The organism is Pseudohoeflea suaedae (assembly GCF_004354915.1).
Classification (GTDB): Bacteria; Pseudomonadota; Alphaproteobacteria; order Rhizobiales; family Rhizobiaceae; genus Pseudohoeflea; species Pseudohoeflea suaedae.
Map to the genome: position 1 here is coordinate 320,264 of NZ_SMSI01000003.1, position 12,765 is coordinate 333,028.

The window sequence follows — 12,765 nt, forward strand, 5'->3', positions numbered from 1 at the left end:
ATACCCATGACCGAATACGTTCTTTCCGAAGAAACCCGCGCCAAGTTCAAGAAGGTCTCGACCGCATCGGTCGCAACGGCCCTCTTCAAGCGCGGCCTGCGCAACCAGTTCATTCAGGGTGTCGTGCCCGTGTCTGCAAAGGCGGAGAACATGGTGGGACAGGCCTTCACGCTGCGCTACATCCCGGCGCGTGAGGATCGCAATCCGATCACCGTCTTCCGCAATGCCGATCATCCGCAGCGCGTGGCGATGGAAACCTGCCCGGAAGGCCATGTGCTGGTGATGGACGCGCGCAAGGATGCGCGTGCGGCCACCGCCGGCTCGATCCTGATCACGCGCCTGGCGATCCGCGGTGCAGCCGGTGTCGTCTCCGACGGCGGCTTCCGCGATTGCGAGGGGATCGGCAAACTCGACATGCCGTCCTATTGCGCCAAACCCTCGGCGCCCACCAACCTCACGCTCCACGAGGCGCTCGACATCAACGTGCCGATTGCCTGCGGGGACGCGCCGGTTTTTCCCGGCGACGTGATGCTGGGCGACAAGGACGGGGTGATGGTGATCCCGGCGCATCTCGCCGAGGAGATCGCCGATGAATGCCTCGGCATGGAAAGCTTCGAGGAATTCGTCCTCGAACAGGTGCTCGACGGTGCGCCGATCATCGGCCTCTATCCGGCGACAAAGGACGAGAACCTTCAGAAATACGAGGACTGGCGCAAGCGCAACGGCCGGTAGGCGTGACCGCACGAAATGACGAAAGCCGCGCGGGCCGCCGTCCGTGCGGCTTTTCTGTGCGCTGCCTTCCTGACCGCTGCCCAGCCCGCCCGAAGCGCGATCTGCGGACGGCCGTGGCGCGGCGATCGCGACAGTTCCGGCCTGCAGGCAGCGCCGCCTGCGGAGGAAGCCATGTGGCGGACATGCTCAGCCTTGCCTGCCGAATGGCAGCGACAGTCGTGCGACGGAAGGATTTTCGGAAGGAATCGCGCGAACGCCGCGACGAGAGAAAGTCCAGCAATCTCAGGGAGTTCGGATGGTGGGCGTGACAGGGATTGAACCTGTGACCCCTACGATGTCAACATCGCGCCTGTGCCGGAAACCCCGGAATACCGGGAAAGGGGAACTACATATAACGGCACTTTTCACCGTTTTCGGCACGATGTTGCGCATTCGTTCGCAGAATGAGGTTCAGTGAACCTTAGGGGCACTACGTATGCAGTGCATTTCTGCTGAGCTGTCGGTAGCGTCGGCCGAAGCCTGGATCGTCAACGACCTGACCCGACTGGACGTCATCCTGTCAATTTCGAAATTTGCTCTGCCGTCTCCGGCATGCGCTTGAGGCTTGCCTCGATCCGCTCCCGCCAGCGAGGGCCTCGCGACATGGCATCCTCGTATGCGTCGACGAGTTCGTCAGGGCGGTCTTCTGCGAGGACGGCGATGAGCAGTTTGGCCTGGGCACGGTCCTTGCGAGCCTTGAGCTGATCCGGTCCGCCCTTTCGTCGGTCGGCGACAATCAGCTTGTGGATCGCAAAGCGTTCGGGACGTGGGATCTGAACCAGAACGCCGGAACGATAGAGCGCGACCGCGGGAATGGGATCGGCGATCAGGAAGTTCAGATAGTTTAGTGCCTGGGCGCTTACACCCAGAGCCGGCAGCGGCTTGACGATCTCGTCACCGAAGGCTGGTGTCAGGAATTCGACCATCGCCTCTGAACTGCTCTGGCGCCATTTCCACACCTGGCGGTCGTTGACGCCAGGGACCGGATCGAATTTGAGAGAGGTGAGGATGTCGTGGGGGCTTTCCTCCACTTTGTCCTCGAGAGCGACCGACAGCCTTTCGAAGCTCGCGAAATCAACGTCTCCCGTCTGAGCGAGTTCCTCGTAGTCCATGCGTAGGCCGAGTTCCCCTTGGTAGAGGCTGTAGGCGCTCGTGCCGACCAAGGTGCCGCCGAGCCGGAACACGCCGGCTCTAGAGAAAGCGAGAAGCAAGGAGCCCGTCTCTCGGTCAGCGGCGATGAAACCTTCCGCTCGGAGCGTTCGTGTCAGCCGGGTCATCCGCTTTCGACGGTCCTCGGCTTCGGCCTTCAACTCTTCTGCACGCTCGAGACGGGCGCGCAGGTCTGGCTTGTCCTCGCCGAGATAGCGGCTGACCATTTCGGTGCCGATGCGAAACTTCTCGTAAAGATAAACGCGCCCATTGCGCTTCCGCTCTTCTATCGCCCCTATCAGGCGGGCAGCACTCTCATCAAGGTGCAGTCGCAGCAGATCTTGGTAGGCGACGATGGCCGGACGGCTGTGAGAAACGATAGTCATATCGCTGTAATTCCTGTCACTGTGTGCAGCGTTTTATCTTTTGCTGCACACAATGACAAGTGTGCAGCAAACTATTATTTGCTGCACACAGATCGCATGGGGACTAGATTTCGAGCGAATTGGCGAGCTTTCGCAAGTGAGTGGGCGAGAACCGGGCGTAGACGTTGGCGGTCATACGAGAATTCTTGTGTCCCAGAAACTGGGCGATCTCTTCCATTGAATGTCCGTCCTCGGCCAACCAGACGGCCGCCGAATGTCGCAGCATGTGAGGTGACACATCTGGCCTGCCAATCGCAGTTCCGGCGGCCTTGAGACCGCGCTTGATCGATTTGACCGGTGCACCTGCCCATTCGATGACATGGTTCGTGAGTGCACCGGCCTTTGCTTCCACCAGCGCCGCCTTCAAGCCGTCCGAAAGCGGGACCGTTGCCCGACCCTTGCGCCGTGTAAGATCTTTAGGATCCCGCAGGGACAAGGTGCTCCGGTAGAAATCAACCCTGTCCCAAGTCAGCTCGAGAGCGGCGGCGTTTCGAGCTGCGGTTCCGAGCATCAGCCGGATCGCAAGCTTGATGTGCGGCGTCTTGGCGGCGTTGATCAGGCTGTTCGCCTCCTCTCGGGTAAGCCAGGCATCCTTGGGGGCGGGCTTCGGCGGACGTTCGATGTGCGGCGCCTTGGAGACAAGACCTCGCTTCTCCGCCCATAGAAGCACCATACGCAGATGTCCGAGTTCGGTGTGAATGGTCCCGTCACCGATGCCGGCCGCCCGCCTCGCTTCGGTATGTGCGCGACAGTGAGCGATGGTAACGGCAGTGCCATCCAGAGTTCCGAATACGGGTTCGACCGCTCGCCAGGTAAACTTCATGGTCTCTGTCACCGCACGTCCGCTCATGTCGGAGAGATAGGCTTGCCACAGCTCTCTGACGGTCTCCCCGCGCGGGCGTGTAAGCTCTGCGAAGAACGCCGGAGCGCGGGCCTCGGCTTCACGATGATCGGCGGTTCCGAGAGTGTAGCGTCGACGTCCACCGTCGTCGTTCCAGACGATGCAGTAGCTGCCTCGATACTGCTGCAACTTCCATTCGCGCATTCATATGCCTCGATCGTTCTTCGGTGAATTCGCCAGGGTGTGCCAATGCGAAAACCATCCAGCTCGCCGCTCGTGAGAAGGTTGCGGACATGCCGTTCTGAGCATTGCCAGCGTTCGGCCAGCGATGCTGGTGTGTAGATTTCAGGCTCGCTTGAAACCTGAGGTTTGCCTGGGTCTTGCACAAAAGCCTCCTCTGCCGCCAGAGAGAACTCGGGCGGGCTAAGCTGTTGGATTACAACTGAGTTCGTCGATAATTTTGTATATAGCAATCGCTCGGAGGGGATGCAGAAATTCCCAAAATTTTTTTAAGGAGGTTGCCTGTCAGGGAGCGGTAGCAGTTTTCCTCGCCGGTGAGAGCGTGGTCATCGAAGGCTAGCTCGGCAGCAAGGTTTGCGCCTGGGCAGCTGTATGAGGTCCTCGTTCGCTCTTGCGCCGGCAGTGGGCTGTTAGGGCGAGCTTACTGGCGTGGTCTCGTCTGTGAGACCAACGTCTATCGAGCAGCCGAAGGTGCTTTCCAGGAACAGTTCAGTCCTTATCGCCATAACTATAGGAGTCTTTGCCGGACAGGCTTTTCCTTCTCTTTCGAGATGAGCGGATTGTCGGAATGGATGGCGCGCCAGATACATATCATCCGCAATCTGCGAGATGTAATGCGTGTTGGTCCTCCCTCACTCCACGGGTGCTCAGCCCGACCACGATGTTTGACAATCAGACCTTTACCTCCAGCCTAAAAAGACGAATTACAGAGTTTGGCGTCAAGTTTCGGTAAGGTTTGCGTCAAGTTTGTCTTATCGGCAATAAGAACCGCGCGACTTTTCCGTCAAGAAATCCGACATTTCAGACCCGAAAACTTTACGTTTTCATCTGCGAACTTGACGTAATGTCAACTTCCGAGCCTCCCATGAGGAGCGGTAGATATGGATTGGAAGCTCGGTGGCGCCAGAAGGCATCCCCTAGGCATATGTGGATTTTGTCTAGGACTTCGCTTTGGCTGGTGCATCGGGCGACGTTTAGGCCTCTCTTTATTGGCCTAATGGAAAATCCTATCTGACCGTTTCGGCGAACAAATCATCGATGTCGCCTGTCGATGTGGGCGGAGCGAGCATGTCGCGTGACAGAGAACGTTTTCGTTCCAGCAGGGAATGTAACTTGTTGTCGAACGACGCCTGGCCATAGGTGGGGTGGATTGCCATAGGCAAGTGGATTGTCACGTCCTTGGTCTGTCCGATTCGGAAGGCTCGGTCGTTGCATTGATCCTCTACAGCCGGGTTCCACCAGCGGCTCAAATGGACGACATGGTTTGCCGCGGTAATTGTGAGGCCGATGCCGGCGGCCTTTGGCGACAGGATGAGCAGGTCGAAACCCGTTGGTCCTGCCTGGAACCCATCCACCGTCTGCAGCCGCTGGCGCCCCGACATTTCTCCATTGATTATGGGCGGCCGGGCGCGAAGAAGGAAATGCTCGGCAACACAAGCAGCAAAGATCTTCTGCATCGCTCGATCTTCGAGGAAGACCAACGCTTTCTCGCCGCGGCTTCGAATGTCCTCCAGGATTGAAAACGTCTTTTGGACGCGCGCCGAGCCGTTTATCCAGTTTTGGCGCCATGCGGAATCATATGCATTCATTTCCGATGATCGTAGCGGGTGAAGCGATATGCCGCGAAGCAGGTGAAGCGTTTCTAGCATGGATTTGGGAGAAGCTTTCGCGGCCTTGGCTGCCGCTACGGCCTCCTCATACGCTGTAGCCTGCACCCCAGGCATTTTGACCTGATAGGTGCGAATATCTTTTCGGGGCAAGTCCTTTGCGACGTCATCCTTCATTCGCCGCAGCATGATTGCCGGCGCCTCGCCTTGCGGATGGTCCATCTTGGACTTGAGCTCCTTGAGAGCTCCCGGCTCTTCCTCCCCGTAAGTCTTCGAGAATGTTTTCAGATCTCCGAGATAGCCTGGTGCGATGCGATCCATCAAACACCACAAATCTTCAAGGCGGTTTTCGATCGGTGTGCCCGTCATGCCAAGGACGAAGTCGATGTTCATCGTTCGGGCGGCATGGCTGTTGATTGAATCAGGGGATTTGACCTTCTGCATTTCGTCGAAAATCGCGACCGAGTAGGCAACCCTGGCAAAGCTCCGATGATACAGAGCAAGAGTTTCGTAAGTCGTGAGGATCCAGTCCGAATGCCGAAGCTGCTCGACATCGAGCGCGTCTTCTTCAGTCCAGCCTGCTCGTTTAGCGGTTTTGAGATGCTTGAGATCGCGTCCGAACGCGTCGACACGCGAGCCTAGCGTGTCTGGCTTGAGGTGGATGTCTGCCTCTTTCTTCCAGTTGTCCAGGAGCGCTGTCGGGGCGACGATCAACATAGGACCCTGCAATGGCCGGTAGTATCCTTTTCGAGCTCTCTGGTTGGCCTTTATCCATGCAAGGAATGCGAGCGCCTGGAAAGTCTTGCCCAGGCCCATGTCGTCCGCAAGCAGAACGCCGGGCCAGCCTTGCTTCCAGCATTCGCACAACCACTCGAAGCCCTGCAATTGGTGCTCTTTCGGCACCGTTTGATTCATTTGGCCTTTCGGAAATTCGAGCGGCACAAGATGGCCGCGTTTGACAAGGTTCGACGCATAGTCGAGCTCTTCGATATTCTGCTTGATCTGAAGGACATCCTGATCCCGCTCAGGGCGTCCTGAGCTTTCGACAGATGGTCGGTCGGTTTTCTTCTCCGGACCCTCAGCTTCTAGCCGATCCAGCATGTTGCGGACGTCGGAAGTTGCGAATAATTCGTTGTCGAAGGCGATGTCGTCCGCGAGATCCGACTCCGCTTGCTCGCAGAGAAAATGAAGTTCCTCGATCTTTTCTGGTGTTGCGTCGAGAGTTTTGGCCCCGATCTGGACGGTGAACCGTTCCGGAAGCCATTGATTCGACTTCCGGGTGATCCAGGGGAGTTTGGGTTTTTCCCATAGCCCAAGCCCTTCGATGCGATCCGAGTATTGCTGTGTCTCGACGAAGAGAGATGCGACAATAGAATCCCCCTCGTCTCCCAGGGATTCAGCGATGAGCGTGCGTGGATTTCTGAGAAAGGCTTTCCGTTCGGCGTCGGACGAACCGCGGACACGCTTCACTACATCTAGAGCGGTGCGAAGTGCCGGATCAACGAGAAGGTAGGTGTTTCGATCCAGCACATAGGCCGGCTTGGCCGTTCCCGGCCGGTTCGAGACTTCATCGGTGAACCGTGACTGAAGCAACGGTGTGAGAAGCGCATCGCTGTCATTGCTCTTCTGATTGCCATCTCCAGACCACTCAGGGGAAATCTCACCGTCCGTCTCCGGAGCGTCGGCCGTGTCATCGACCTCCCCTAACTCCGGCGGTAAGCCGCTCGCCATCAGTATCGGTATGAAATCAGGTCCCTGCGCAGTTTCCCGAACATCGAGCGCGAAGGCGCCTGCCTGATAGATGGTCAAGGTCTCAACAAACCGATCTGCCCGGATTTCGTGACCGAGCGTCTGCTGAAGGATCTCCTGCACTACCTGCCAGAACGGAAGGCGCGTTTCAAAGTTGTTCCCTGTGCTTTGATTGAAGGCTCTTGCGGCAATGTTGATCTCATGAAGAGCCGGGGACAGGCGACGCCAATCTCCGGCGATGCGAATGAAAGGTCCCATGATCTCCGGTGTGATCACGCGCAGGTTCTGATCCTGCCAAACCAGTTGGAGGATGCTGTCATCGGCGTCGATGCGCCCGCGCATCGAGACGTTGACAGACAATCCGGCAAGGGGAGGGATATTCAAAGCCTCCAACTGCAGGCTTGGGAGAGAGAGTATCCAGTCAGAGGAAACATGAACGCCGTTTCCTTCCCGGGTGATGTCGCCGTCCGCCAAGGCGTGCTCGATAAAGCGTATCGCAGGAGCAAGGTGTCCGGCTTTTGCCTTCCACTCGATGAATGGAACGGGCTTCTTTCCCAGAAGCCCTCGTTGTTCAAGATCAATCCGGGCGCCGTCGGGCAGGGGGGTGCAGGAAAAGTTCATATCATCTCTCAGGCGAGGTAATCGGTTTGCTGCAGGCGCATATTTGTCAGCAGGTAGAGCCGCTGGGCAACTGCCCGTTGCCAGCTGTATGTGCTTGGCGATACATGGGATTTAACCAGGTAATCCCCGGTTTCCATGTCGCCGCTACCGCTTCTTATCTGCACGTCATCAGAGCTGTAGGAGAGTTTATACATTTTAGGGGCGGTGCGGTTCTGCGCATTGCTCCAGATGTTCACCTTTCCGCTGTGACTCCAGTCCGCAACAATCCCATTGCCGACCTCTAAGAGCAAAACGGCATGCGTTTTCTGCACATAACGGGAGCCGTGATTGTTGAACGTGGCAAATCCTGAATTCTTTCCAAATGACCGTCGTGCCAGTTTCGCTCCTTCCTCCGCAAACACCACCCAAGCGCCTCGGATGAGTCCTTTGTGGTGCGCCGCCTCCCAAAAGGCTCGTCGGTATTTCCACATTCTCTCGTCCGCTTCGCTGCTCATCGAGTTGCTTACGATATCCAGGAATTGACGGAGCGATTGCTCGGTCAACCACGCTATCACCATTGCCTTGATGGTCGGGAAACGCTCCCACCTCACCGGGCGAATGCGGGGGTCGCCAAATATCGAGAGGATGAGATTGAGGAAGAGATCCTTGATGCTTTTTTCCGGGGGACGGGTGTTGAACGGCTTCATCAGCGCCTCGGCGATCTCAAGATCGAGAGTGTTGAACAGCGGCTTGCCGTGGCTGTCCAGCGCATAGGCTTGGACCCGCTTGAGCCTACTCTCGTGGTCGGGTTCCGCTCCGTTGGCGAGCCCGACGAGCAGCTCCCTCGTGATCGCCTCGGCGAAGCCTGACTGCGCATTCAGTGCTCCCAGCCCAACTGCCTGCAGTGCCTGGGTCGCCGACTGGTTCCGTTGAAGCGCCGCTCCGGCAATCATCCGAGGGCCCTCGATACAATCATAAAGATTGTAGTCCTGCTGATAGCCGGACCACGGCTCACCCCATCTGACGGCCAAGTTCTGGAGGACGGAACTTGCTTCGACAAAGCCTGGTTGTCGCGGCGAGAACTGGACCAGGTAGACAGCCGCTAGATTGCGAAATGGGTTCCGCTTGGTGCTCGAGCGGATCATGTTCATGATCGCGTCAAAGGCTTCCGGATGGTCTGCCAGTGCTGGCGTTGTTCCCCACAAGCACCATATAGCATCCCGGAGCTGCTTGCTGGTCAGCGAGACTCCGGAATGGAGCAGTTTGAGTAGGTCCATCGCAATCTGATTCATGGAGACCGCATCTACACGTTCAGCGATGTTCATTTCGCTCGCGCCGATCTTTGCAGCCGCCCTTGCGGTTAGCGGTTGCGCGGGAAGCACTGTGGCTGCGCGTGCGCCGGAGAAGCGCGCGCTGGAGTCTTGGCATGCCTGTCGTAGGACGCCAGTCATCTGGGGATGACCTCGCTGCGAAGAATCTCGATTTGCTCCTCCATGGCGCCGGTCAACTTAAGGACTTCATTCAGGCGGACCGAGTTGTCGACCTCCATGACAAAACGCATGTCGATGCGGCGATTGCCGGCGAGGCGATCGCCCCGCACGTCATCGGTCTCGGCTTCGCCTGCTGGTGCGGGGATAGGTCGAGTTGACGAATAGCCGGATACGGAGAGGATTTCCTTTTCACCTCGGTTCTTCAGATGCCTAAGACCCGGCTGAACCGTGGTGATTTCGCGGTATGTCGAAACTGCCCGCTCTGTAGAGAGAGCCCAGTTGCGTTCATCTGTCCCGGTCAGGTCTGTATGGCCCTCAATGAACACAGTATCGATTGTTGACGTCGATTTGTTGACGCCGACGCATTCCGGTGCTTCCAGCTCATCACAGGAGCTTACATATCTGGGCAGAACGCGCTGCAAGACCTGCGCTAGCTTGGCCACGTTTGCAGCAGCGGCCGCGTTCAGGTTCGATCTGTCCGAATCGAAGCGGATCGCGTTGTCCGTGAGCCTCAGCACGCCGTTCTCGGGATCGATCTGCACTTCAAGGCCCACTTCCTTCAATTCATCCTTGAGATCGTTGAGCAGTTCCGTCCGCTCCCTTTGTGACTGATCGAGTGAGGCGAGTTCGGTGTCGATTTCGTCGCGCAAGATCTTGAGTTGGTTGGCCACTTCCTCGACACGCTTCAGCACCTCCTCGATCTGCGTTTCGGACGTGTCGGTCTGCTCCTGGAACTGCAGGGCAAAGACCATCAGCATGATTATGAAGATGAAAAGGATGCCGACCATCATGTCGGTCATGGAGACGAAATAGTTTTCCTCGGCCTCTTCGGCTTCGTGTCCTGTGTTGTCGTCAAAGGCCAGCATGGATCACCTATTCCGCTGCGGTTCGCATCGCGCTCTTCAGATCCGTGACCGCCTCGCCGAACTCCTCGACAGATTCCTGGATGTCATTCAAAGTCGCCGAGAGTTGCGTCACGGCTTGAGCCAGCCCCTTGTCGATATCTGACGCGTAGCGGCTCAGCGTGTCTCCCTGGCTTTCCGTAGCAACGGCCAGATCGCCGACTGCCTTCGCAAGGGCTTCATCGATTCGGACGAACCGTTCTTCATACTCACGCCAGGTTTCGATGAGCTGCTCGCCCTGTCCCCGAATGGAGGTCGCCAGCTCGCCGGATGCGTGCTCGCTTGCGGAAAGGGACTCGACTGCGGTCTTCAGTGACTTTTCTAAGTCGGTCGTTGCGCTCGCGATCTTTTCCCCGGACTGGATCAGTGGCGCCGCGGCAACGCGAACATCGTTGGCCGTCTTGGCGAAGGCGTCGGAGACTAGGCGCGTTTGCGTGGTTGCGTCGCCAATGGCGCTTGCCTGCGACGTCAGGGCCGAGCCGGATTTGCTCAAGGCGCCTTCGAAACGATCTACTTCCGCGCGGATCGATGCAATCGCCTCGGCGAGACCCTCGCGTATGGCTTCCGCACTCGACTGCGCAACGCTTGCCACCGTTTCGGCCGCACTCTGTTGCGCCTTCTGGATCTCTTCCTGGGTCTGGGTCAAACCTTCGCGCAGTTTTGTGTCGAAGGATGCCAAGTTGTTGGACACGTTGCCGACCTGCCCCTCCAGCTTCTCCAGAACGCGGCCCATCGCTTCCTCGATGCGGCTCGAAGCGCCGCCGGCGGCATTGCCCAACTGGGTTTCGATCTGAGTATTGGCGTTTTCGAAGGTGGCCTTCATGGCGGCCATGATTTCGGTCAGCTGATCGCGGTTCTGGTCGGCGCCGGCGCCGAGAGTGCTGGCTGCTTCGCTCACCAAACGGTTCAGGTTTTCGGCGGATTCGCTCATGCGTCGGGCAAAATCCTCGCCACTGCCTTTGACGCCGTTCTGCGTCTCGGCCAGCGTCACCTGCATGGCCTTGAGCGTTTCGGCCAGTTCGCGCAGTTCCGTGCCGGCGCTGCCCTGAACGCTGTTGGTGAACTGGTTGAGCATGTCGGACACGCCGGACTGGCTGGTCTCCGAGATCCGGTCGAGGGCTGCCGAAATGCTGGTATTGATCGGTGACATGGCCGTGGTGAACGCGGACTGTATCTGCGGTTCGAGCTGGGCGCCCATCTGGGCAAAGAACTTATCGCTGTTGATTTCTTTGAGCTGGTCGCGCTGTTCCTTGGCCGCTTCGTTCATCTCGATTGCAAGCGATTGCGGCGGCACGTATTTCAGCCTCAGCTCTAGCTCCTCACAGAATTTGCTGAAGCTGCCCTCGATCCAGATCAGATAGGCCTTGAACACGATCGACAGGAACAGCGAGGCGCCGAGGCCGGCAATCGACGTGGCAAACTTGAACGAGGCGATCTGCAAGAGCTCCGTCATCGCCGCCTGCATCACGTTGACATCCTGGCCGCCGGAGGCCTCGCCGGCCTTGTAGAGTGCCAGCACGATGCCGATGAAGGTCAGTAAAAGTCCTACCGCAACGAAGTAGCCGGGTATGCCGGCCATCATTTTCAGGCCGAAGAGCCGCTCCCGTGCCATGCCGATATTGAGGAAGCTCTGCGGGCGGACCGTGTTTCGGATGATCTGGCGTTCGTCGCCAACCGGCTTGACCAGGGTTTCGTCAAACTCCCGCCAGGCATTGCCTATGAGGCGGCTCCGCTTGAAGGAGTCATAGATGGATCGGTCATACTCGGCAGCGAAGGTCTCTAGCCCGTCTAGGCGTTCGATCTTGCGGCGGAGATACCAGAGCGTGAAAAGAATTGTCGCGACATGCAAGAGCAGGAAGCAGACAGCGAATGCCAAGGCGACGGCGCCGATGCCGTAGGCCAGTGAAAAGATGAAATCCAGTTCGCTCAGTCGGTTGAGCGCTTCCTTCGCGGCCGTTGCGTCCGCAAAGCTGCCTTTGAGAAGCTCAATTCCGAGTCCTAATCGGTCGAAGATCAGCCCTGTGTCGAGCCGCGTAGACACAGCGTCCAGCCCGGCCATGATCAACAGGAACAAAAGCCAGAAAAGGCCCGCCCGGACGAACGGGTTCCATACTATCAAACGCACCTGTTTCATGCCGACTGTAAAGCCCCCCGTCTTCTGCGCATCCCGTCAAAGCGCGTCTCGTTGGGCCGCCCCGACCCCTTCGCGCTCTTGCGCATATGCTAATCTTCAATGCCTTGGCAATCAGGATTTCGCGCTAAGATCCCCACCTTAAAGTTGTTGTCATCCTTGGATGTATTTCCCAGATTGTCCAGTGATTTGTGATTTTCGATTGTAGGCGCCGGAGGCGGCGCCTATTCTCCGCGTGAGAAGTGATTTGCAAGGAAAAACAATGCTCAACGGTGAGATTCGTTCGAAGGTCAATTAGGACTGGAACGCCTCGCTTATCTGGCCGTCGTCATCGATCTCTATTCGCGGCGTATCGTGGGCTGGTCGATGCAGAGCCGTCAGACAACGGACGTATTGCTGCATTTATTGCTGATGACGGTATGGAGACGGAGGCCGACGAGCCGGGTGTTGGTCAATTCGGATCAGGGTTCCCAATCACCAGCAGGACTGCGACTCCTTCCTAAGGGCTTGCAATTTGAAACACTGGATGAGCCGACGCCGAAACTGTCATGACAACGTGGTTGCCGAGAGCTTCTTCAATCTGCTCAAGCGGGAGCGGATACGGCGAAGGACCTACAAGACCAGAGCCAAAGCCCGGCAGGATGTATTCGAATATATCAAGATGTTCTACAACCCGGAACGCAGGCACGTGAGGAACGGGATGCTGTCGCCCATCCAGTTCGAAAGACAGCAGGAAATGAGCACCGATGGCGTCTAGGAAACTCGGAGCAATTCACTGCCACCGCATAGTGCACAGGCGGATTCCCTGGTTGAGTATTGTTGATCCGAGGAAGATTGTCAGCCGTCACTCCGGTCAATCG

At 57.7% G+C, this 12,765-nt stretch carries 7 protein-coding genes and 2 pseudogenes; 2 read left to right on the plus strand and 7 right to left on the minus strand.

Features of this window, described 5'->3' with window-relative positions:
• Window positions 1-6: 6 nt before the first annotated feature.
• Window positions 7-732 carry a ribonuclease activity regulator RraA gene (locus E2A64_RS15165; protein WP_133285338.1) on the plus strand — a complete coding sequence of 242 codons (726 nt, stop codon included), beginning with the start codon at window positions 7-9 and terminating at the stop codon, window positions 730-732.
• 551 nt (window positions 733-1,283) lie between these two features.
• Here E2A64_RS15165 and E2A64_RS15170 read toward each other — a convergent pair.
• From E2A64_RS15170 to zorA, 7 genes and pseudogenes are all read right to left on the minus strand, one after another.
• Window positions 1,284-2,306 carry a nucleotidyltransferase family protein gene (locus tag E2A64_RS15170; RefSeq protein ID WP_133285339.1) on the minus strand — a complete coding sequence of 341 codons (1,023 nt, stop codon included), beginning with the start codon at window positions 2,304-2,306 and terminating at the stop codon, window positions 1,284-1,286.
• A gap of 103 nt (window positions 2,307-2,409) precedes the next feature.
• Window positions 2,410-3,390 (minus strand): tyrosine-type recombinase/integrase, encoded by a 981-nt coding sequence (locus E2A64_RS15175; protein WP_133285340.1) that lies wholly within the window; start codon window positions 3,388-3,390, stop codon window positions 2,410-2,412.
• A 14-nt stretch (window positions 3,391-3,404) separates the two neighbouring features.
• Window positions 3,405-3,572 (minus strand): annotated as a pseudogene (locus E2A64_RS18200) (helix-turn-helix domain-containing protein); the annotation flags it as partial.
• A gap of 861 nt (window positions 3,573-4,433) precedes the next feature.
• A complete protein-coding gene (locus E2A64_RS15185) occupies window positions 4,434-7,403 on the minus strand; it encodes a DEAD/DEAH box helicase (RefSeq protein WP_133285341.1) in 2,970 nt (989 codons plus the stop codon).
• Between the two features lie 8 nt (window positions 7,404-7,411).
• Entirely contained in the window at window positions 7,412-8,707 is a 1,296-nt protein-coding gene (locus E2A64_RS15190; RefSeq protein WP_158285776.1) for an EH signature domain-containing protein, read from the minus strand.
• 122 nt (window positions 8,708-8,829) lie between these two features.
• Window positions 8,830-9,738 carry an OmpA family protein gene (locus tag E2A64_RS15195; protein WP_133285343.1) on the minus strand — a complete coding sequence of 303 codons (909 nt, stop codon included), beginning with the start codon at window positions 9,736-9,738 and terminating at the stop codon, window positions 8,830-8,832.
• A gap of 7 nt (window positions 9,739-9,745) precedes the next feature.
• Window positions 9,746-11,908, minus strand: coding sequence for an anti-phage ZorAB system protein ZorA (zorA, locus tag E2A64_RS15200; protein WP_133285344.1), 2,163 nt, complete (start codon window positions 11,906-11,908; stop codon window positions 9,746-9,748).
• A 312-nt stretch (window positions 11,909-12,220) separates the two neighbouring features.
• On the opposite strand from zorA, the pseudogene E2A64_RS15205 reads away from it, so the two are divergent.
• Window positions 12,221-12,662: pseudogene (locus tag E2A64_RS15205) on the plus strand (IS3 family transposase); the annotation flags it as partial.
• Window positions 12,663-12,765: the final 103 nt, after the last annotated feature.